Raw genomic sequence first — 21,542 nt, forward strand, 5'->3', positions numbered from 1 at the left:
CCTAGTCTCGACCCATCACCACTCATCGGGGGCGGTGAACCGTTTGACGGAAACTGGGGGTGACACCATGAAGAAGTACACCAAGCCGGCCGCTGCTCCGGTCACGCAGGGCACGATCCTTCGCGCCCACACCTGAGACCAGGTGCTGGAACGATGAGGCGCCACGCCGCGAGAGCGGGGTGGCGCCTCATTTCTCGGAAAGGAACCTCATGTGCGGGCTCTCAGGCATCTGCCGCATCGGGACGACGACCCTCGTCGACTCCGACCGTGCTCTGCTGAACACCTTGAGTCGCGCGGTGGCGCACCGCGGGCCGGATGAGTCCGACATCCTCGAGCTGGACAACGTCGGCATGGCGTTCGCCCGGCTGTCGCTGGTCGCACCGGAGCTGGGGTCGCAGCCGCTCGTCAGCGACGACGAGCGCTACGTCCTCATCGCCAACGGCGAGGTCTACAACCATCGGGAGCTGACGGCCACGCTCCGGGACCGGCCTCGGTACCGCACCGACTCTGACTGCGAGGTGCTGCTCTACCTCTACCGGGAGCGCGGCCTGCGGTTCCTGGAGGACGTCGTCGGCATGATCTCCGTCGTGCTGTGGGACCGCCGCGAGCGGCAGATCATCTTCGCCAAGGACCGCTTCGGCATCAAGCCGTTGTTCTTCCACCAGAACGAGGACCGGCTCGTCTTCGCCTCTGAGATCAAGGCTCTGTTCAGCGATCCCGCCACGCCTCGCCTCTTCGACTGGGACGCTGCGCTGACCCATCCGAGCGTCGCCGCCGCCACGCGCACCAACGACTTCGAGCTCACCACGTTCTTCTGTGGCATCGAGTCCATCCCCGCCGCCACCGTGATGACCATCGACCTGGTCGACGGCACCCGATCCTCGCACCGCTACTGGGAGCTGCCCGGCCCCGACGAGTCCGGCAGCCTCAGTGCCGACGATGCCGTCGAGCAGTACCGAGACCTTCTGGTCGACGCCGTCGAGGCGTGTGCCACGGCCGACACCGAGCTGGGACTCTTCTTGTCCGGCGGCCTCGACTCGGCGGCCGTCCTGGCCCTGGCCTCGCGGGTCACCCCGGGGCTGCACACGTTCACCGCGCTCAACGCGAGCACCCGGCTCAACGGCGACGCCGACAGTGCCGCCTCGATCGCCGCCCACTTCGACAGCCCCAACCACCAGGTGCTGTTCCCGGCCGAGGCCGTGCCGACGCCCGATGAGTGGCAGCAGGTCCTGTGGCTCAGCGAGACCCCCATGTGTGGTCCCGAGGTCTACTACAAGTGGCAGCTGCACCGATACGCCCGACAGGCCAGGCCCCAGCTGCGTGGGATGCTCCTGGGCGCCGCGGCCGACGAGTTCACGGCCGGCTACAGCTTCGACATGGCTTCCGGCGGGGGCTGGTCCGCCTTCGGCTCGAGCGTCTCGCAGCTGGCCCGACGCGGTAGGACCCACCCCACGCGCCAGCATTGGTGGGACGGCGAGAATGCCCCCTTCCTGCGCGACGGTGCCCTCGGGCTCGGCGGCGACGTGGACGATACCTACGCGGAGTACGTCGCCTGGGAGCATCGGAAGGTTCAGCAGTACAACGTCTGGCATGAGGACCGCACGGCAGCCGGCAGCGGGATCGAGGCACGGGTGCCGTTCCTCGACCACCGGTTGGTGGACTTCACGTCGCGTCTTCCGCTCGACCTCAGGCCGGAGCTGCTCTGGGACAAGACCATCCTGCGTCGGGCCACGAGCCCCTTCCTCCCGCAGGACATGGTCGACCGTCCCAAGGGCCCGTTCTTCTACGGCGCCGGTGTCCACCACACGTATCGAACCTTCCTGAGCATGTTGGAGCAGGACGGTGGGGCGCTGATCGAGCGCGCCCTCGACGGCCCGCAGGCTGCGCAGATGCTGGACGGCGACGCCCTGCACGCAGCGGTCGCGGAGCTGGCGGCTCAGCCCACGTCGTCACCCCAGGTCGAGATCGTCCTCCGCCTCGTCAACATGGGGCTCCTGTCGGGCATGGCCGAGGAGCCGCCCCCGCCCATGATCGACGCGGCTCCGGTCCAGGTCATGGCGCGAGCCAGCGATGCGGTGGACAGCTCGACGCGCGAGCTGGAGCTCAACGGTCCGCTCGCCCTGACCGACGACCGGTCCATCGGCCTCAGCCCCCGGGTGCTGCTGCTCTCCCGCCCCGAGGACGGGACCTGGTTCCTGGCCGTCGACGGCTCGATCGAGTACGAGCTGGAAGGCGACAGCGAGACCTTGGTGCTGCTGCGTGCCCTCGAGGGCTCGACCAGCTCGATCAAGCAGATCTGTGCCACGGCCGGACTCGAGCCCGAGACGATCCGCGACGACGTGCGCCAGCTGATCAGTGACGGAGCCGTCCTGCTCGTGTGAGCACGAAGGACGTCAGTCGGGCAGCAGCCCGGCGTCCTCGAAGGCAGCGTGGGTGGCCGGGTCGTCGAGCACGCCCGCCTCGGCGAAGTAGCGCACGGTGGACCGCGACCCCGTCCGGATGTCGGTACGGACCTTGTCCGCCGGCAGCGACTCCGCCATCACCTGGGCCACGGCGTCCGGCATGAGGCCCAGCGACGCCACGTGATGGGTGATCTGGTCGAAGTCGGGCGACAGGAAGATCCGGATGATCTCCGGCAGCCACGGTCCGACCGCCGCCCGGTCCTCGATCGAGAGAGCGGGCCAGAGGTAGCGCAACAGCTGTCGGAAGTAGGCGTGATGTCGCCCCTCGTCCTCGGCGTGGTCGCGAACCAGCTCGCGGACCGCAGGGGGCAGCCGCCGGTCGTTGGGCAGCCCGGCCAGGATGCCGGAGATGAGGGTCTCGCTGACGATGGCGAACAGGACGCCCTCGACGCCCTGGACGCGGTCCGGCAGGCGGTCCCGCACCCGGTCGAGCTGCAGGGCGAAGGTGGGGGCCGGCGTGGTGTGGGCTCGCTGAACGCCGGTCTCTGCCTCGAGATGCTGCACGAAGTCGTAGGAGAACTGAGCGTGCCACGCCTCGTCGGTCACGATGGCGAACGCGTCGGCCCGCATCGCCGGGGGAAGGCTGAACCCGGCGCGGCCACGGCTGAGCTTCTGCCCGATGGGGATGACGGCGAGCGACTCGAGCTCCGTGGTGAAGTCGAGGTAGTCGTACAACCTCTGGAGCAGCAGCTGCTCCCTCGCCTGCGGACCGACGGAGAGGACCAGGGGGTGGTCGGCCACGGGCATCAGCTCGGGCGGGAAGTAGAGATAGGGCGAGGCGTCCGGGCGCATCCGGCGGAGCGGCTTGCGGCGGACGCTCGCTCGGTCCTCCCAGTGCTCGAAGCGGCTCTGGTACTCCTGGGCCCTGGCCTCGGCGACCGCGCGGTGCTCGGCATGCGTCTTGACGAGGTCGGCGCGGGCCGCGTCCTCGTAGCTCACAGTGCACTCCCCCCGGCAGGCATCTCCAGGAAGACTAGTCGGCGTGTCCCGGAGCCACCACGAATTCGGCGTGGCACGAATCCGTCGAGGAGGGGCGCGTCCAGGTTGTGGCCCCGCCGTCGCGCGAGGGCGCGGCGGAACATCGATCTGATAGAAACGACTGACCGCGCGACCGGCCTGGGGCCGCCGCGCCACCGTCATCGATGGACATCTCGGGGGAGAACGTCACATGACCACGCAGCACAGCTCCAGCAGGACCTTCTGGACGTTCTGGAGTGCGACCACGACGAGCCAGTTCGGTTCTGGACTCACGCTGGTGGCCTTCCCTCTGATCGCCGTGAGTCTGCTCGACGCCAGTGCGTTCGAGGTGAGCCTCCTGAGCGCCGCCGGCTACTTCGGCTGGGTGGTGCTGGGTCTTCCGTCGGGCGTGATCGTCCAGCGGTTGCCGCTGCGGGCCGTCCAGGTGGGCACCGACCTCGTCCGCGCCGTCGCCATCGTCACGATCCCGCTGGCCTATGCGTTCGACGCGTTGACCGTGGGGCACCTCATCGCGGTGGCGGTGGTGGTGGGGTGCGCCACGGTGCTGTTCGACGTCGGCAACTCGACGTTCCTGCCGGCCATCGTGAGTCGGGAGGAGCTCACGGCCCGCAACAGTCTCGTCTCCGGCACCCAGGCGGCGACCCAGATGGGTGCACCGTCGGTGGCCGGTCTCCTGGTCCAGGGGATCGGTGCGATCCCGACGCTGCTGTTCGACGTCGTGAGCTATCTGGTGAGCGCCGTCCTGCTGCGTAGTCTTCCTGAACGGCGAGCGCCGCAGGGCCCCCCGGCGCCCATGTGGGCGGCCATCGCGGAGGGTTGGAGCTTCGTTCGCCGCCACCCCGTGATGTTCCCTTGCGTGGGGTGGGCCACGGTCACGAACTTCGCGTGTGGTGCCCTGCTGGCCATCACACCGCTCTACCTGGTGAGGGTCCTTGATGCCTCTCCCGTCGTCGTCGGCGTGCTGATCGCGACCGACGGACTGGGCACGCTCATCGGGGCGACCTTCACGACGCGTCTCGTGCGCAGGACCGGGGGCACGGCGCGGGCCATGATCGTGGCCACGATCGCAGGCGGGCTCATGGCGCTGCTCATGCCGCTGGGCCAGGGCTACCTCGGCATGGCTCTCTTCGCCGTCGGCAACGCCGGTTTCGCCGCCGGCGTGGTGGTGGGCAGTGTCGTGACGAGGACCCATCGACAGACGGAGACGCCAGAGACGCTGCTGGCTCGCGTGATGGCCACGGTGCGGTTCGTGTCGTGGGGAGCCTCGCCCGTGGGCGCGATCTTCGCCGGTGTCGTCGCGTCTCTCGTCAGCATCCACGCCGCGTTGTGGGTCACGAGTGCGCTGTGTCTGGCTGCGCCGTTGTGGCTGGTGGCCAGCAGGGTCCGCCGACTCACCGACCTGGCCGACGCCGAGCCTGTGTGAGGTTCGGGCCGCTCCCGAGCGCGGCTCAGGCGGCTCGCGCGTGCAGCAGTCCTGCCGCGCGGGCCTTGGCCAGGGTCCGCGAGCGGAGGCGGTCGGGGTCGAGGGGCGTGGCGGAAGCCTCGACCCGGGACCGGACCTGCGGGCTGCGCGGCCCGCGCCGGCCCGTCTCGGTGGTGCTGCCGTGCGCGTCCATGTGATCCCCCGATCGTCTCGACGCCTCGAGGTCCACCTACCCGGGACGGAGGTGGCCGAAACGTCGCTTCGCGGTCAGGGTCGCGCGGTCTGCCGCTCCAGGATGCCGATGAACTCGTCGGCCATGTCGAGCTGACGGACGAGCTTCTTGCGGCGCTCGGAGGCGTCGTCCTTGACGGCGGCCAAGTGCTCGAGGGCGCGGTCACGCTCCGTCGGCGTCGTCTCGCGACGGCGGAGGGCCTCGAGGTGCGTCAAGGCCACCTTCATCTCGTCCAGCGAGAACCCGAGCGGCTTCATGCGGCGGACGAGGAGGATCCTCTCCACGTCGTCCTCGGTGTAGAGACGGAAGCCTCCGTCGGTCCGACCGGACGGCGTGAGGAGCCCGACCTCCTCCCAGTGCCGCAGGCTCCTGATCGAGAGGTCGGTGCGTGCGGCGACCTCGCCGATGTGCATGGCCTGGGTCATGGTGGTCCCTCTCACGCTCGGGCCGGGACAACTCTACCCTTACGTCAGGGTAGGGTGGGGCATCGTGACCAGTATGCCCGAGCCGACCGTCCGCGACGCGTTCCGCTCGCCCGCCCTCCTGCGCACCGAGGTCCTGGCGGGGCTCGTCGTGGCCCTCGCGCTCATCCCAGAGGCCATCTCCTTCTCGATCATCGCGGGCGTCGACCCGCAGGTGGGGCTGTTCGCCTCGTTCACCATGGCGGTGGCCATCTCGTTCCTGGGCGGCCGCCCGGCGATGATCTCGGCCGCCACCGGGGCCGTCGCGCTCGTCGTGGCGCCGGTGATGAAGGAGCACGGCTACGACTTCCTGATCGCCACGGTCCTGCTCGGTGGCGTCATCCAGGTCCTGCTGGCGCTGGCCGGGGTGGCCAGGCTCATGCGGTTCATCCCGCGCTCGGTCATGGTCGGCTTCGTCAACGCCCTGGCCATCCTGATCTTCGAGGCACAGGTCGACCACATGGTCGACGTCCCGTGGGCGGTCTACCCGATGATCGCGATCGGCATCGCCGTCATCGTCGGGTTCCCCCGCATCAGCGCGGTCGTCCCCGCGCCCCTGGTCGCCATCGTGGCGCTGACCGCCTTCACGGTCGTCAGTGCGGTCGACGTCCCCGACGTCGGCGACGAGGGCGCCCTGCCGGACAGCCTTCCGGCGTGGTTCCTGCCCGACGTCCCCCTGTCGCTCGAGACGCTCAAGATCATCGCCCCCTACGCCATCGCCATGGCCCTCGTGGGCATCCTGGAGTCGCTGCTCACCGCCAAGCTCGTCGACGACATCACCGACTCCCCCTCCGACAAGACCCGCGAGACGTGGGGCCAGGGCGCTGCGAACATCATCACCGGCTTCTTCGGCGGCATGGGCGGCTGCGCGATGATCGGTCAGACGATGATCAACGTGAAGGTCTCGGGTGCCAGGACCCGTCTCTCGACCTTCCTGGCCGGTGTCCTCCTGCTGGTCCTGGTGGTCGGCTTCGGAGACGTCGTGGCGATCATCCCGATGGCCGCCCTCGTGGCCGTCATGGTGATGGTCTCGGTGGGCACCTTCGACTGGCACTCGATCCGCCCGGCCACGCTGCGGCGGATGCCGCGCAGCGAGACGGCGGTCATGCTGGCCACCGTGGTGGTCACGGTGGCCACCCACAACCTCGCGATCGGCGTCGGGGTCGGGGTGCTGGTGGCCATGACGCTCTTCGCCCGTCGCGTCGCCCACCTCACCGAGACCCGTCGGTCGCTCTCGACCGACGAGCACGGTGTGACCACTGCGACCTACCACGTGACCGGCGAGTTCTTCTTCGCCTCCAGCAACGACCTCTACACGCAGTTCGAGTACGCGGCCGACCCCGAGTGCGTCGTCATCGACATGGCCGACGCGCACGTCTGGGACGCGTCCACCGTGGCGTCGCTCGACGCGATCACGACCAAGTACGAGCGCAAGGGCAAGCGCGTAACCATCGTCGGCCTGGACGCGGCGAGCGCCGAGCGGCACGCACGCCTGACCGGCCAACTCGGCAGCCACTAGTCGTGGCAGACGTGTGACGGCCCCACTCGATCCCGGGCTGGGATCGGGTGGGGCCGTCACATTTCGCGAAGGTCCGTCAGAGCGGGTCGACGGTTCCGTACTCCCGCAGACCGGCGGACAGGCTGGCCACGTGGTCGTCGGCATCGCCCAGGTAGTGGTTGATGGCCGTGAGGCGGCTCATGTAGTGGCCGACGGAGTACTCGGCCGTCATGCCGATGCCACCGTGGAGCTGGATGGCTTCCTGACCGATGTGACGGCCGGAACGCGCCACCTGCAGCTTGGCCCGCGAGGCCGCCTCGACCGCACGCTCAGGAGCGTCAGCCAGGACGAGCGTGGCCCACGCCGTGGCGCTCTTGGCCAGCTCGAGCGACACGTACATGTCGGCCGCGCGGAACGTGAGCGCCTGGAACGTGTTGAGCGGGACGCCGAACTGCTTGCGCGTCTTGAGGTACTCGGTGGTGGTGCGCAGCGCCGTCTCCATGGCGCCCACGGCCTCGTGGCAGTAGGCGATCTGGGCGCGCGCCACGGCCTTGGCCACGGCGTCGGACGCGTCGGCCGACGGGTCACCCAACGGGGTGGCCGCCGTGCCGCTGAACGCGATGCGAGCAGCGCGTCCACCGTCGAAGGTCCGATAGCCGGTGATGTCGGCGTCGGCGGGGTCGACGAGGAAGACGCCCACGCCGGCCTCGGTGATGGCGGTGACCACGAGGCGGTCGGCGCGAGCACCGTGCAGCACCGGCTCCTTGACGCCGGTCAGCGTCCAGGAGTCGCCCGAGCCCGAGGCCGTGACGGCCTCGCCCAGGTCGAGGTGCGCGAAGGCCACCACGAGCTGGCCCTCGGAGATGGGGCCGATGATGTCGGCGCGCTGCTCGTCGGAGCCGAGGTCGGCGACCAGCCCGCCGGCCAGCAGGGTCTCGATGACCGGCTCGGGGGCGATGACGCGCCCGAGCTCCTCGGCCACCACCGACACCTCGACGGGACCGGCACCGGTGCCGCCGTCCTCCTCGCTGAAGGGGAGTCCGAGGACACCCATCTCCGCGAGACGCTGCCAGGTCTTCTCGCCGAAGCCGGGGTCGGTCTTGGTGACCTCGCGCCGGGTCTCGGAAGAGTCGTACGCCTTGCCGATGAGCCCGCGCACGGCGTCGCGGAGAGCCTCGGTCTCGGAGTCAAGAGTGAAGTCCATGGCTCTTCCTCACAGTCCCAGGATGGTCTTGGAGATGATCTGACGCTGTACCTCGTTGGAGCCGCCGTAGATGGAGGCCTTCCGGTAGTTGAGGTACTGCGGGGTGGCCACGCGCGCCCAGTCGGGGACGTCGGAGCCCTCGCCGGCGCCGGACGCGAGCGAGAGCGGCCCGGCGAGATCGACGACGAGCTCGGTGACGGCCTGCTGCAGCTCGGTGCCCTTGAGCTTGAGCACGGAGGAGGCCGGGTGCGGCTTCCCGTCGGCGGAGTGGGCCACGACGCGCAGCGCCGTGAGCTCGAGGGCCAACAGCTCGTTCTCCAGCTCGGCGACGCGAGCCGCGAGCAGCGGCTCCTGGGCGATGCGGTCGCCCGCGATCTCCTTGGCCTCGGCCAGGATGCGCTTGGTGGAGCCGACCGGCGCCACGCCCACGCGCTCGTTGCCGAGCAGGAACTTGGCGTAGTCCCAGCCCTTGTTCTCCTCGCCCACGAGGTTCTCGACGGGGACGCGGACGTCCTCGAAGAACACCTCGTTGACCTCGTGGCCGCCGTCGATGAGCTCGATGGGGCGCACGGTGAGGCCCGGCGACGTCATGTCGATGAGCAGGAAGGAGATGCCGGCCTGCTTCTTCACCGAGGGGTCGGTGCGCACGAGCGTGAAGATCCAGTCGCCGTACTGGCCGAGCGTGGTCCAGGTCTTCTGCCCGTTCACGACGTACTCGTCGCCCTCACGGACGGCGGTGGTGCGCAGCGACGCGAGGTCGGAGCCGGCGTCGGGCTCGGAGAAGCCCTGCGACCACCAGATGTCGAGGTTGGCCGTGGCGGGAAGGAAGCGCTCCTTGATCTCCTGCGAGCCGAACGCGGCGATGACCGGCCCGACCATGGAGGCGTTGAACGCGAGCGGCGCGGGCACGGCGGCCAGCTGCATCTCCTCGTGCCACAGGTGGCGCTGCAGCGGGGTCCAGTCCTTGCCGCCCCACTCCACCGGCCAGTTCGGCACGGCGAGGCCGGCGGCGTTCATCACGCGCTGGGACTCGACGATCTGTTCCTTGGAGAGCTCGCGGCGCGCGGCCACGGTGTCTCGGATGTCTTGCGGGATCTGCGTCGTGAAGAAGGTACGCATCTCCTCGCGGAAGGCGGCGTCCTCGTCGGACAGGCGAAGCTTCATGGGTCTCCTCGCAGGGTGGGGTTCCTTGATAGCACGTGCCGGATCCCGGTGACACCGATGGTGTCACGGTCCGCCTCGTCCGCACGGCGAGGGCCGCCGAACCTGCGAGACCACCCCGGCCCGTCCGGCGCTCAGCGGCGCTTGGACCGCGCGCGGAACGGACCGACGAGGCGCGGCCCGGCGAGGCGCTGCTCGAGACGGCGGGCCTCGCGGCGCAGTGGCTGCGCGATGTACTCGCCCAGGATCGCGCCCGACGAGAGCGCGATGGCCACGCCCACGGCCGTGATCATGGCGAGCAGCCCCGCGTAGTCGTCCTGGGCCAGGAGCGCGAGCGACTTGTAGATGGAGAGGCCTGGCAGCAGCGGGACGATGCCCGCGACGATGATGACGAGCGGTGGGACGCGGGCCCAGCGGGCCGCGGCGTAGCTGACCAGGCCGATGAGCGTGGCGGCGACGCCGGCCGCAGCGGCTCGGCCGACCTCGTGCTGGAGCAGCACGGCGTAGACCGCCGAGGCCCCTGCGCCGATGGTCGCGATGGGTGCGATGGCCCGGGCGGGGGAGTAGGCGGTGAACGCGAACCCTGCCGCCGTGATGGCAGCCCCGGTGATGATGGCCGGGAGGTCGGACAGCCCCGTGGCGCCGGGGTCGATGCGCACGTCGACCCCCATCCAGCTGCCGATGCTCAGGCCCGCCGAGACCCCGACGATGATGCCCACCGTGGCGATCACGACCTCGAGGATGCGGGCGTTGGCCGTGATGTAGAAGCCGGTGAGCGCGTCCTGGAACGCGCCGATGAACCCGAGGCCGGCGAGCAGCATGATGATGCCGGCGGTCACGACGATGGACGGGTTGACCGGCACGTCGACCGCGGCGACGGCCACGGCGATGAGCGTGCCCAGGAGCCCGCCGGCCGCCTGCGAGTAGAAGAACGGGAGACGCAGCCGGGCGATCTTGCGCTGCAGGATCTCCACGGCCGACCCTGCGATGGCGGCGATGAGGAGCACGATCCAGTCGCCGCCGAGGAGCAGCGCGACCCCGGCGCCGGAGACGCCCCAGCCGATCGTGATGGCCCAGCGGGGTCGCGGGTGGCCCGACGACGAGATCTGCGCGATGCGGGACGCCGCCTCCTCACGGTCGATCTCGTCGGCGAGGAGCAGCGCCACGACGTGGTCGACGGCGGTGAGGTCGGCGAAGTCGGTCTCGCGCTGGTTGACGTGGCGCGTCATGGAGAGCGCGGGCTCGTCGATGGCGGTCTGGTGGCTGATCGTGACCGTCGTGAACGTCACGTCGACGAGCGTCGACCGCAGGCCGAGGTGGTGCGCGACGGATGACATCGTGGCGGTCACGTCGGCGGCGCCGGCGCCGTTGGACAACAACATCTCGCCCACGCGCAGGGCGAGGTCGAGGGTGCGTTGGCGGTCGAGGATCTCAGACATCACCACCAGTGTGGTGGCTATCCTCAAGCCATGGCGAAGTGGCAGGAAGACGTCCTCGGTGAGGGCTACGAGCAGCAGGTCCTCGAGCTGGGCGACGACCCCGACGGACAGGGCGAGATCGTCGCGACCCTCGTGCGTCGGACGTGGACGGGCAAGAAGGCGCCGGAGCGGGCCGTCATCTACGTCCACGGCTTCAGCGACTACTTCTTCCAGAAGGAGCTGGCCGACTTCTTCGTGGAGCGCGGCTTCGCGTTCTACGCCCTCGACCTGCGCAAGTGCGGCCGTTCCAAGCGCGAGGGCCAGACGCCGCACTACGTCTCCGACCTCGCGCTCTACGACGCCGAGCTCAGCCAGGCGCTCGCCATCGTGCGCCACGAGACGTCCGACGCCTCCGTGCTGCTCTCGGGGCACTCCACCGGCGGGCTCGTCCTTCCGCTGTGGGTCGACCGGCTCAACGCGCAGCCCGGCGGCAGCGTCGGCGCGGGCATCAGCGGTCTCGTCCTCAACAGTCCCTGGTTCGACCTGCAGGGCAAGCCGCAGGTGCGGACCGTCGGCACCCAGGTGGTGCGCGCCCTCGCCCGGGTCCGTCCGTTCGAGCGCATGAAGCTGCCCTTCACCGACGCCTACGGGTCCAGCCTCTTCAGCGGAGCCAACGGGGTGTGGGACTACGACGTCGCCATCAAGCCCCTCGAGGGCTACCCCGTCACGTACGGCTGGCTCAACGCGGTCCGCCGCGGGCACGCGCGGCTGCACCGCGGGCTCGACGTCGGCGTGCCGTCGCTCGTGCTCCGCTCCGACAAGAGCTACTTCACCCGGAAGTGGAGCGAGCGGGTCGACCGGGCCGACGTCGTGCTCGACGTCAAGCAGATCGCCCGGTGGGCCGGCTGCCTCGGTGGGCCGGTCGAGTCCGTCCCCATCCCCGACGGGCGCCACGACCTGTTCCTGTCGCTCGACGAGCCGCGCAAGCTGGCCTACGAGACGGTCGACAGCTGGCTCACGCGTCACCACCTGGCCTGATTCCCTGGCCGATCCCGGGATGGGTGTGGGGTGTCCGCCGTGCCGACTAGGCTCGGGGTCGTGGATGCCCCCCTTGCCCTGTACCGCCGCTACCGGCCGGAGACCTTCGCCGAGGTCATCGGGCAGGATCACGTCACCACCCCGCTGCGGCACGCGCTGGCCGCCAACAAGGTCAACCACGCCTACCTGTTCTCCGGTCCGCGCGGCTGCGGCAAGACCACGAGCGCCCGGATCCTCGCTCGCGCCCTCAACTGCGAGCAGGCGCCCATCTCCGACCCGTGCGGTGAGTGCCAGAGCTGCCGCGATCTCGCGCGCGGCGGGCCCGGCAGCGTCGACGTCATCGAGATCGACGCCGCCAGCCACGGTGGTGTCGACGACGCGCGAGACCTGCGCGAGCGCGCGTTCTTCTCGCCGGTCAGCAGCCGCTACAAGGTGTACATCATCGATGAGGCTCACATGGTCTCCCCGCAGGGCTTCAACGCGCTGCTGAAGCTCGTCGAGGAGCCCCCGCCGCACCTCAAGTTCATCTTCGCCACCACGGAGCCCGACAAGGTCATCGGCACCATCCGCTCCCGCACGCATCACTACCCGTTCCGGCTCGTGCCGCCCAAGGTCCTGGGCGACTACCTGCTCCAGCTGTGCCAGAGCGAGGGCGTCGTGCTCGAGCCCACGGCGCTGCCGCTCGTCGTGCGGGCCGGCGCCGGCTCGGTCCGAGACACGCTCAGCGTCCTCGACCAGCTCCTCGGTGGCGCGGGCCCCGAGGGCGTCACCTACTCGCTCGCCGTGCAGCTGCTCGGGTACACGCCCGACTCCCTGCTCGACGAGGCCATCGACGCCTTCGCCGCGCACGACGGCTCCACGGTGTTCGGCGTCGTCGACAAGATCATCGAGTCCGGCCAGGACCCTCGGCGCTTCGCCGAGGACCTGCTCCAGCGCCTGCGCGACCTCATCGTCGTCACGGCCGTCCCCGACGCCCTGCGCACAGGTCTGCTCGAGGTGCCGGGCGACCGCGCCGAACGGCTGCTGAGCCAGGCCAAGGGCTTCGGTCCGTCCCAGCTCACGCGCGCGGCCGACATCGTCAACACCGCTCTCGTGGAGTTCCGCGGCGCCACCGCTCCGCGCCTCCTGCTCGAGCTCATGTGCGCGCGCATCCTCGTGCCCGGCGCCGACGACACCACGCAGGGCTTCGCGGCCCGCCTCGACCGCATCGAGAAGCGGCTCGCCGTCGCCGGCGGCGAGCCCACCCCGGCTCCCGCCCAGCCCGTCGACACCCGGCCGGTCCAGCCCGCCGCGCCCGAGCCCACACCCACTCCCCAGCCCCCGGCGCCCGAGCCCGCTCCGGCCCCCCAGGTCTCGGCGCCCGAGCCCACCCCTGCCCCTCGGGCTCCCGCGGCCGAGCCCGCTCCTGCCCCCCAGCCTTCCGCCGGTCCGGGGGTCCCTCCCGCGAGCCCAGCGAGTGGGGGTGCGCCCGACGAGCGCAGGGAGGCGGCTGTGGCCGCACCACCCCAGAGCGTCCAGCCCCCCGCGCCCGCCCCGCCCGCTGCCCAGGCACCCGGCCAGCTCGGCACCGCCGATGTCCGGCGGCTCTGGCCCGAGGTCCTCGAGGTCGTCAAGGGACTGCGCCGCTTCTCCTGGATCATGCTGAGCCAGAACGCGCAGGTCGCCCAGCTGGAGGGCTCCACCCTCACCATCGCGCTGGTCAACACGGGCGCCCGCGACTCCTTCCTCGGCAGCGGCTCGGTCGAGGTGGTCCAGCAGGCGCTGCAGCAGGTGGTCGGCGTGAGCTGGAAGATCGAGGCCATCGTCGATCCCTCCGCCGACCCGTCCGGGGCCTCCGCACCTGCACTGGTGCAGCAGGCTCCTGAGCCGTCCTCCTCGCAGCCGGCCCGGCCCAAGGGCGTCAAGGCGCCGGAGTCCGTGCGCCAGGCCATGGCGGCGCCTGCCGGCGAGCGCGTCCCCGACGACCCCGACGCCGGGGCCCACCCCGACGACCCCATCCTCGATCAGGGCGACGACCCGGAGCAGCTGCTCTCGCGGGAGCTCGGAGCCAAGGTCATTGGCGAGCACCGCGAGTAACCAGGGCGTGTCCCCGCCCGTGCGTCGGGTCCGCCTCGACGTCGACCTCGAGCCGCTCGATGTCCTACGCCTGTTCCGGGGGCGCGAGCGGCTCGTCGCGCTGCTCGGTGCGTGGCACCACGGCGAGGCGCTCATCGCCTTCGACCCCGTGCGGCTCGCCGAGCACCCCTTCGACGACGTCGTCACCGAGCCCGTCCAGGCGCCGGGCACGTTCGGTGGAGGCTGGATCGGCGTCTGGGGCTATCGCCTCGGGCAGCAGGTGGAGTCGGTACCGGAGCCTGCGTCGCGTCCCGTGCCCCAGCCCGACCACCGGATCGGCTTCTACGACCGGGTCCTGCGTCGCAGCAACGGCACGTGGTGGCTCGAGACCCTGGGCCGCACCGACGACCACGACGTCCTGGAGACCCTCGGTCTCCAGCCGGGACGTCCAGCCTTCGAGGTCGGGGCCTTCGTTCTCACCCCCTCACCGGCCGGGCATCGGGCCGGCGTGGAGCGCGCGCTCGAGCACGTGCGGGCGGGCGACATCTTCCAGGTGAACCTGTGCGCGCGCCTGGAGGCGCCGTTCGCTGGAGACCCCCTCGAGCTCTTCTGCGCCGGGGTGGATGCGCTGCACCCCGCCTACGCCGCGTTCGTCGATGCCCCGGAGGGAGCGGTGGCCAGCTTCTCGCCCGAGCTGTTCCTGCGCCGCACCGGTCACGAGGTCCTCACCTCGCCCATCAAGGGAACGGCGCCCCTCACGTCCGACCCCGCCGAGCTGGAGGCGTCGGGCAAGGACCGCGCCGAGAACGTGATGATCGTCGACCTCATGCGCAACGACCTCGGCCGGGTGAGCGCGCCCGGCAGCGTGCGGGTCCCGGCGCTGGTCCGGGCGGAGAGGCACGCGGTCTGGCACCTCGTCTCCGACGTCGTCAGCCACCTCCCGCCCGGCGTCACCGACGCCCAGCTGTTGCGGGCCACCTTCCCCCCAGGATCCGTCACCGGTGCACCCAAGGTGCGCGCCATGGAGGTCGCTGCGTCCTTGGAGCCCACGGCTCGGGAGACGTACACCGGCGCCATCGGTCACGTCAGTCCCGCCGCCGGACTCGAGCTCAACGTGGCCATCCGAACCTTCGAGGTGTCGGACGGGCGGATCTGGCTGGGTGTCGGCGGAGGGATCGTGGCCGACTCCACGCCGGAGGCGGAGTACGCCGAGCTGCTCGTCAAGGCCAGGCCGCTCGTGGAGGCCGTCGGCGGGACGCTCGATCTGCCCGATGAGCCGGCCCACGGGGCGCAGCCCGCCCCGTCCGCCACCCAGCCCGTCGCGGGGTCCGCCGACCCCGGCCAAGGCGTCTTCACCACGCTGCTCGTCGTCGACGGACAGGCCCGCGACCTCGACGCGCACCTCGCCCGTCTCGATGCCAGCGTGCGAGCGCTCTACCGGCAGACCGTGCGGGCCGGGCTCGAGGACGCGGTCCGGCGCAAGGCGGCTGGTCTCGAAGGGCCGAGCCGTCTGCGCGTCGACGCGGTGCCCAGCGGTGACAAGGTCGAGGTCGAGGTGAGCCTCACGGCTGCGCCCCTCACGGCTGCGCCCCTCACGGCGGGTCCGCCGGCCTGGCGGCTGGTGCCTCGCGTGGTCGCGGGTGGCTGGGGTGAGCACAAGTGGGTCGACCGTGCCGCTCTCCACGTCGGGGACGGCGCGGCCGACGACGTCCTCCTGCTCGACACCGACGGCTCGGTCCTGGAGGCCGGCCGCGCGTCGGTCTTCGTCGTCCACGACGACGGCGTGCACACTCCCGCCCTCGACGGACGGATCCTTCCCGGGACCATGCGTGCCCAGGTCGTCGACCGGCTGATGGCCGCCGGCATCCCGGTGCACCAGCGCCGGCTCACCGCAGCGGACCTCGAGCGGGCCAGCGAGGTGCTCGTCGCCAACGCCTTGCGCGGAGCCGTTCCCGTGGCCGAGGTCCTCGGCGTCGGCAGCTGGACCTCCGGCCCCATCGCCGCCCTCCTCCGGGCGGCGGATCTTCCACCGAACGTCGTGCAGGACCGTCGAGCGGTGGATGCGCCCGGGTCTGGGCCTTCCTTCGGCGGAGGGCCCACCGTTCGGTCGGGTGGGCAGGCGCGGGTCCTCTTCGTCGACAACTACGACTCGTTCGTCTTCAACCTCGTGCAGTACGTCCGCGAGCTGGGGGCGCAGGCCGAGGTGGTGCGCAACGACGAGACCAGCCTCCAGGAGCTGCTGCGCGGAGACTTCACGCACGTGGTCCTCTCACCCGGGCCTGGAACCCCGGCCGACGCCGGACTGTGCGTCCCGCTCGTCCGCGCGCTGCCGCCGGAGGTCCCGCTGCTCGGCGTCTGCCTCGGCCACCAGGCCATCGCCGAGGCCCACGGTGCCCACGTCGTCCGGGCCGCCGAGGTGGTGCACGGCAAGCCGTCGCTCGTCCACCACGACGGTCTCGGCCTGCATGCCGGCCTGCCCACCCCGCTCGTCGTGGCGCGCTACCACTCGCTGGTGGTCGACGAGGCCACGCTTCCGCCCGAGCTGCAGGTCGTGAGTCGCACCGCGGGCGGTGTGGTCATGGGCCTGCGCCACCGCGACCGCCCGGTCGAGGGTGTCCAGTGGCACCCCGAGTCCATCCTGACGAGCCATGGCCACGAGCTCCTGGCCACCTTCCTGGGCTCGGCCGGCACCGGTCCCGCTGGAAACGACGAGGCGTAACCTCTTCTTCTTGCGGAGCCGCCTGTCACGGCAACATCGCTTTCCTAGTCTCGGTGGCCATGGTGGAGTTCACCGACGTGTGGGAAAGCCGCGTGGCCTGGATCCGAGCCGGCGAGCCGGCCTGTGGTCACCCCCAGGTCGAGGCGGAGACCCACCGAGGCGTGTCCACCCATTCGTTCGCCTGTCTCAGCTGCGGGGATTCCTGGAGGGGAGCGCCTCCCTGATCGGATCGCTCGTGCGGGCGGTGTGTCCGCCATGACATTGCCGCCGCGGTCAGGTCCGCCACACCATGGATTCATGACTCTTCGACGACGTTGGCACCGGTCACGGACCCGTTGCTGGCTTCGCCACGGCACCAGGTGCCCGCACCGTCAGGGCTTCCATGGCCGGGCCGTTCCCAGCCCGGCAGTCTCGCCACGGCAACGCCCCAGGTAGCCCGGCGGCCGTGAGTTCTCTGATGGACCCACGGCACGACGAAGACGCTGACGGACGCAGCTGCGCTGGTCCTGGGCGGATCAGACCACCGCTGGTCGACCCGGTCGCGATGACCTGGTCAGGACACCACGCAGAGATTTCCTCTACGTGCGTGGCTGTTGACGTGGCCGTGCTCGGCGCACGTCACCTCGTCGTGCTCGCCAGCGACGCGATCGTTGAGCGGCATCATCAGCGGCGAGACGCCGCAGCAGGACAAGCGCCCTTCGGGCGTGAGCGTGCGTGAATGCAACATGTGGCCCTCCCTGACCAAGATGCGGCTCCCGCGCATCTGTTCCCAAGGATGAACCTTCAACTGTCGATTCCGCAAGAGAATGAGCAAATTGCCACGAAATCCGCTGGCGACTGTCAAGGCGAAGCGGTCAAGCAGCAATAGAGGCCGGAGCGTCGCATGGAGGGAAGTCTCTGCGAGGACCTCCAGGGTCGCGACAGGGGTGGCACGATCGGAGCCATGGACCTGAGCCTGAACGACGAGCAGCGCAGCTTCCAGAAGCTTGCGCGGGAGTTCCTCGACCGAGAGGTCGTTCCTCACCGTGCTGAGTGGGACCGGCGGGAGTCGGTCGACACTGCGATCATTCCCAGGCTCGGCGAGATCGGGTTCTTCGGCCTCACCATCCCCGAGGAGTATGGGGGAGTGGGTGGCGACTACATCACCTACGTCCTGGCTCACGAGGAGCTGGGCCGCGCCGACTCCTCCATCCGCGGCATCGTCTCGGTCTCTGCTGGCCTCTTCGGCAAGTCGGTGCTGGAGCACGGGACCGAGGAGCAGAAGCAGCGCTGGCTGCCGGGCATCACCGCCGGCACTTCTCTCGGCTGCTTCGGACTCACCGAGCCCGGCAACGGCTCCGACGCCGGCAACCTCTCCACTCGCGCCGTCCGCGAGGGCGACGAGTGGGTCATCAACGGCAGCAAGATCTTCATCACCAACGGCACCTGGGCCGACGTCGCCCTGGTCTTTGCCCGCACGAGCGACGACGGTCCCCGCGGCGTCTCGGCCTTCATCGTGCCCACGGACACTCCCGGCTTCGGTCGCACCGAGGTGAAGGGCAAGCTCGGCCTGCGCGGTCAGGCCACGGCCGCGCTCTCGTTCGAGGACATGCGCGTCCCTGCCGACGCGCTCCTGGGTGAAGAGGGCCGCGGTTTCCGGATCGCCATGCAGACGCTGGACAAGGGGCGCATCACCATCGCCGCCAGCTGCACCGGCATCATCCAGGGCTGCCTGGAAGAGGTCGTGAAGTACACGACCGTGCGCGAGCAGTTCGGCCGGCCCATCGCGTCGTTCCAGCTGGTGCAGGACATGATCGCCGACATCTCCCTCGATGCCGACGCGGCGCGCCTCCTCACCTGGCGCGCCGCCGACCTCGTCGAGCGCGGCGAGCCCTTCGGCACGGCCGCCTCCAAGGCCAAGCTGTTCGCGTCAGAGGCCGCGGTCCGCGCCTCGAACCTCGCGGTCCAGGCCTTCGGCGGCTACGGCTTCATCGACGAGTACCCGGTGCAGAAGTTCCTTCGCGACGCCCGCGTGATGACCCTTTACGAAGGCACGAGTCAGGTGCAGAAGCTCCTGATCGGGCGGGCAGAGACGGGCATCAACGCCTTCGTATGAGGAAGGATTCAACCGGGTCCTTCGTCACATTGATCCGGGACGCCAATCGAAGGAAACCCTTCATTGTGCATCTGCGTCACGGAATCGACTTGCGATGTTACATCGGGTTCACGTAAACCGCTCCCCAAGTCAAGCGGCAATCGCTACTGTCGCCAGGGGGTTGGACGTGTACATGCGGTGAACGGCGAGTCAACAGAGCGAGGTGAACGGGTGACAGTTCTCCCAGAGGTATTTCGCGCGAGAAGCGGCTCCCACGGTCAGCAGCAGGAAGTGCACGTCACTATCGCCCGCTGGCACTCGGCCTACATTCTCCGGCTGATCGTCACCGACGTGGTCTGTTTGGTCGCCGCCGTGCTGCTGAGTTCCGTTATCTGGTTCGGAGACTCCAGGATGGAGACCAACGGCTTTATCTCGGTCAACTACACCACGTTCGGTCTGCTATTGGCGGCAGGGTGGGTGGTTGCGCTGCATGTCGGGCGGACGAGAGAAACCCGAATCATCGGCGATGGCATCGAGGAGTACCGGCGGGTCGTTCGCGCCTCGTTTGTCTTCTTTGGCTGGTTCGCAATCGCCTCCCTAGCGCTCAAGATTGATAGCTCCCGCGGGTATCTGGCGGTGGCGTTTCCGTTGGGTGTCGTTCTTGTTCTCCTAGGACGGAAGTCGTGGCGTGTCTTCCTACATCGGCGTCGTCGTCGCGGCGAAATGATCGCCAATGCGCTGGTTATTGGGGGCACTCGGTCCGCGAGTGCCTTGACAGGATGGCTAGGCGGACATCCGGTGGCGGGTGTCCGGGTGACCGGCGTCTGGACCCCGGACTCTGAGGCCGTGTTTCGCAAGACGCTCAAGGCCGGGGATGGCTTTATCCCAGTCATGGGAACCAATAGCACTCTCGCTGATGCTATTGATCAGGCGGAGGCGGAGATCGTGATCGTGACCGACACCGAACATCTCGGAACCTCGGGCCTGAAGGCCTTGACATGGCAACTAGAAGCCGCCGACATCGATCTGCTTGTGGCTCCGAACGTAGTAGACGTCAGCGGCTCACGCATCCAACTCAGCACCGTTGCGCGCATGCCATTTCTCCACGTCGCCAAGCCGACCTACGAGGATGCCGCGGCATGGCCGAAGACGCTGTTCGACAAGGTCGGGGCGCTCATGATCATTCTGGTTGCCGCACCGATTCTGCTCTTCGCTGCTGCTGCCGTCCGATTCACAAGTCGAGGCCCGGTCCTCTATCGGCAGGAACGTATCGGACGAGACGGCAAGCCGTTCGGGATGATGAAGTTCCGATCGATGCGCTCGGGCTCAGACGCTGAGCTTGGGGAACTGCTTGAGGCGCAGGGTACGTTGGCGGGGCCGCTGGCCAAGATAGTTGATGACCCCAGAATCACGCCGGTAGGCAGGTTCATCAGGCGCTTCTCTATCGATGAGCTCCCTCAGCTCTTCAACGTTCTCGCAGGAACCATGAGTCTGGTTGGTCCTCGCCCGCAACGTCAGTTCGAGGTCGATCTGTACGACGACATCGCGTCCAGACGCCTCCGTGTACTGCCAGGAATGACCGGCCTTTGGCAGGTTTCCGGGCGATCGGACATGGACTGGGAGGACGCAGTTCAGTTGGATACCTATTACGTAGAGAACTGGTCGATGACCGGCGATCTGATCATTTTGTGGAAGACGATCCGGGCCGTGGTGCGTCCGGACGGCGCTTACTAAACCCTCCGGACAGCACCGTCCCGTTTCCCCTATAGAGAAGGTGTCATGCGCGCGCTCATCACCGGCGTCGCCGGTTTCATCGGCAGCAACCTCGCTGAGAGTCTGATAGCGACGCCTGGAGTCTCAGTCGTCGGGGTCGATTCCTTCACGGACTATTACGGCGCCGACTTGAAGCAGCGCAACCTCGACGCCATCGGAGGCGGAGCGTTTGAGTTCCGACGCGCCGATGTGCGCTCGCTGTCGGTCGAGGAGATTCAAGAGTTCGACGCGATCTTCCACTTGGCAGCCCAGCCAGGTGTACGCGCGTCTTGGGGACGGACCTTTGCGGACTACGTCTCGGCCAACATCGAGGCCACGCAGTGGCTTCTCGAGGCATCCAAGGGTTCGAGCCGTCTTCAGCGGTTCGTCTACTCATCCTCGTCCTCGGTCTACGGGGATGCCGAACGTTTCCCAACAGTGGAGACCGATATGCCGAGACCCTTCAGTCCTTATGGCGTCACGAAGCTCGCGGCAGAGCACATGTGTGGTTTGTACGCTCGGAATTTCGGGGTCCCGACCGTCTCGCTTCGCTATTTCACGGTCTACGGACCTCGCCAGAGGCCGGATATGGCTTTCACTCGCTTCGTGCGCGCCGCAGTCGAGGGAACGCCCATTCACATCTACGGCGATGGACACCAGACCCGAGACTTCACGTTCGTTGACGACATCGTCCGGGCCAACGTGACGGCAGCTCGTGCCGAAGTTCGTCCGGGCTCGGTCTATAACGTCGCGGGCGGAAGTAACGTTTCTGTTCGCGAAGTACTTGCATTGATTGAGGAGATGTCTCAGAAGGATCTGCTCGTCGAGTATCAGCCGTCCGTGGCTGGTGACGTGCGCGTGACACGAGGCTCAACCTCGTTGATCGAGTCTGATCTCGGGTGGAAGGCGGAGGTCGACCTTCGTGAGGGGCTTGAGCGTCACTATGGCTGGGCCGTGGATCAGTGGGGCGTGGATGTCACGCCGGCCACTTCGCTCTGACACGCAATCATCTATAAGCGACTAGACAAAGGATCGAAATGACAGTTCTGGTGACAGGCGCCGGCGGG

General features: G+C 69.1%; 15 protein-coding genes. 9 read left to right on the top strand and 6 right to left on the bottom strand.

Annotated elements, in window-relative coordinates:
• The first annotated feature begins 209 nt into the window (after window positions 1-209).
• Window positions 210-2,381 carry an asparagine synthase (glutamine-hydrolyzing) gene (gene asnB, locus ASD11_RS17540; RefSeq protein ID WP_056290742.1) on the top strand — a complete coding sequence of 724 codons (2,172 nt, stop codon included), beginning with the start codon at window positions 210-212 and terminating at the stop codon, window positions 2,379-2,381.
• Between the two features lie 12 nt (window positions 2,382-2,393).
• Here asnB and ASD11_RS17545 read toward each other — a convergent pair whose 3' ends face one another.
• Complete coding sequence (locus ASD11_RS17545) at window positions 2,394-3,401, bottom strand: diiron oxygenase (protein WP_056290744.1); 1,008 nt, start codon at window positions 3,399-3,401, stop codon at window positions 2,394-2,396.
• A 229-nt stretch (window positions 3,402-3,630) separates the two neighbouring features.
• Between ASD11_RS17545 and ASD11_RS17550 the strand changes: the two genes are divergently transcribed.
• Window positions 3,631-4,863, top strand: a complete 1,233-nt coding sequence (locus tag ASD11_RS17550) for an MFS transporter (RefSeq protein WP_056290746.1) — start codon at window positions 3,631-3,633, stop codon at window positions 4,861-4,863.
• A 25-nt stretch (window positions 4,864-4,888) separates the two neighbouring features.
• Here ASD11_RS17550 and ASD11_RS18325 read toward each other — a convergent pair whose 3' ends face one another.
• Entirely contained in the window at window positions 4,889-5,056 is a 168-nt protein-coding gene (locus ASD11_RS18325) for a hypothetical protein (protein WP_156464877.1), read from the bottom strand.
• Between the two features lie 74 nt (window positions 5,057-5,130).
• A complete protein-coding gene (locus tag ASD11_RS17555; protein ID WP_056290749.1) occupies window positions 5,131-5,520 on the bottom strand; it encodes a MerR family transcriptional regulator in 390 nt (129 codons plus the stop codon).
• Window positions 5,521-5,593: 73 nt separating this feature from the next.
• On the opposite strand from ASD11_RS17555, the gene ASD11_RS17560 reads away from it, so the two are divergent.
• Window positions 5,594-7,075, top strand: a complete 1,482-nt coding sequence (locus tag ASD11_RS17560; protein ID WP_056290750.1) for a SulP family inorganic anion transporter — start codon at window positions 5,594-5,596, stop codon at window positions 7,073-7,075.
• Between the two features lie 76 nt (window positions 7,076-7,151).
• On the opposite strand, the gene ASD11_RS17565 is transcribed toward ASD11_RS17560, so the two are convergent.
• The 3 genes from ASD11_RS17565 to ASD11_RS17575 form a co-directional block, all read right to left on the bottom strand.
• Window positions 7,152-8,258, bottom strand: a complete 1,107-nt coding sequence (locus tag ASD11_RS17565) for an acyl-CoA dehydrogenase family protein (RefSeq protein WP_056290753.1) — start codon at window positions 8,256-8,258, stop codon at window positions 7,152-7,154.
• A gap of 9 nt (window positions 8,259-8,267) precedes the next feature.
• On the bottom strand, window positions 8,268-9,422 hold the full coding sequence (locus ASD11_RS17570) for an acyl-CoA dehydrogenase family protein (RefSeq protein WP_056290755.1): 1,155 nt from the start codon (window positions 9,420-9,422) through the stop codon (window positions 8,268-8,270).
• A 131-nt stretch (window positions 9,423-9,553) separates the two neighbouring features.
• Window positions 9,554-10,858 (bottom strand): threonine/serine ThrE exporter family protein, encoded by a 1,305-nt coding sequence (locus tag ASD11_RS17575; protein WP_056290758.1) that lies wholly within the window; start codon window positions 10,856-10,858, stop codon window positions 9,554-9,556.
• 30 nt (window positions 10,859-10,888) lie between these two features.
• Here ASD11_RS17575 and ASD11_RS17580 point away from each other — a divergent pair, with 30 nt between their 5' ends.
• The 6 genes from ASD11_RS17580 to ASD11_RS17610 all read left to right on the top strand — a co-directional run bounded on the left by ASD11_RS17580 (window position 10,889) and on the right by ASD11_RS17610 (window position 21,474).
• Window positions 10,889-11,875 carry an alpha/beta hydrolase gene (locus ASD11_RS17580; RefSeq protein WP_056290761.1) on the top strand — a complete coding sequence of 329 codons (987 nt, stop codon included), beginning with the start codon at window positions 10,889-10,891 and terminating at the stop codon, window positions 11,873-11,875.
• Between the two features lie 60 nt (window positions 11,876-11,935).
• On the top strand, window positions 11,936-13,951 hold the full coding sequence (locus tag ASD11_RS17585) for a DNA polymerase III subunit gamma and tau (RefSeq protein WP_056290763.1): 2,016 nt from the start codon (window positions 11,936-11,938) through the stop codon (window positions 13,949-13,951).
• Between the two features lie 7 nt (window positions 13,952-13,958).
• Window positions 13,959-16,649 (top strand): aminodeoxychorismate synthase component I, encoded by a 2,691-nt coding sequence (locus ASD11_RS17590; RefSeq protein ID WP_056290766.1) that lies wholly within the window; start codon window positions 13,959-13,961, stop codon window positions 16,647-16,649.
• 943 nt (window positions 16,650-17,592) lie between these two features.
• Window positions 17,593-18,744, top strand: a complete 1,152-nt coding sequence (locus ASD11_RS17600; RefSeq protein WP_056290808.1) for an acyl-CoA dehydrogenase family protein — start codon at window positions 17,593-17,595, stop codon at window positions 18,742-18,744.
• A gap of 270 nt (window positions 18,745-19,014) precedes the next feature.
• Window positions 19,015-20,457: a sugar transferase gene (locus ASD11_RS17605; protein ID WP_162246517.1), complete on the top strand. Its 1,443-nt coding sequence runs from the start codon at window positions 19,015-19,017 to the stop codon at window positions 20,455-20,457.
• Window positions 20,458-20,502: 45 nt separating this feature from the next.
• Entirely contained in the window at window positions 20,503-21,474 is a 972-nt protein-coding gene (locus ASD11_RS17610; protein WP_056290773.1) for an NAD-dependent epimerase/dehydratase family protein, read from the top strand.
• Window positions 21,475-21,542: the final 68 nt, after the last annotated feature.

It is taken from the genome of Aeromicrobium sp. Root495 (assembly GCF_001426755.1).
Taxonomy (GTDB): domain Bacteria; phylum Actinomycetota; class Actinomycetes; order Propionibacteriales; family Nocardioidaceae; genus Aeromicrobium.

Coding starts and splice junctions, on each gene's coding strand:
- asnB (WP_056290742.1), top strand. CDS start 210: ATGTGCGGGCTCTCAGGCATCTGCCGCATCGGGACGACGACCCTCGTC.
- ASD11_RS17550 (WP_056290746.1), top strand. CDS start 3,631: ATGACCACGCAGCACAGCTCCAGCAGGACCTTCTGGACGTTCTGGAGT.
- ASD11_RS18325 (WP_156464877.1), bottom strand. CDS start 5,056: ATGGACGCGCACGGCAGCACCACCGAGACGGGCCGGCGCGGGCCGCGC.
- ASD11_RS17555 (WP_056290749.1), bottom strand. CDS start 5,520: ATGACCCAGGCCATGCACATCGGCGAGGTCGCCGCACGCACCGACCTC.
- ASD11_RS17560 (WP_056290750.1), top strand. CDS start 5,594: ATGCCCGAGCCGACCGTCCGCGACGCGTTCCGCTCGCCCGCCCTCCTG.
- ASD11_RS17565 (WP_056290753.1), bottom strand. CDS start 8,258: ATGGACTTCACTCTTGACTCCGAGACCGAGGCTCTCCGCGACGCCGTG.
- ASD11_RS17570 (WP_056290755.1), bottom strand. CDS start 9,422: ATGAAGCTTCGCCTGTCCGACGAGGACGCCGCCTTCCGCGAGGAGATG.
- ASD11_RS17575 (WP_056290758.1), bottom strand. CDS start 10,858: ATGTCTGAGATCCTCGACCGCCAACGCACCCTCGACCTCGCCCTGCGC.
- ASD11_RS17580 (WP_056290761.1), top strand. CDS start 10,889: ATGGCGAAGTGGCAGGAAGACGTCCTCGGTGAGGGCTACGAGCAGCAG.
- ASD11_RS17600 (WP_056290808.1), top strand. CDS start 17,593: ATGGACCTGAGCCTGAACGACGAGCAGCGCAGCTTCCAGAAGCTTGCG.
- ASD11_RS17610 (WP_056290773.1), top strand. CDS start 20,503: ATGCGCGCGCTCATCACCGGCGTCGCCGGTTTCATCGGCAGCAACCTC.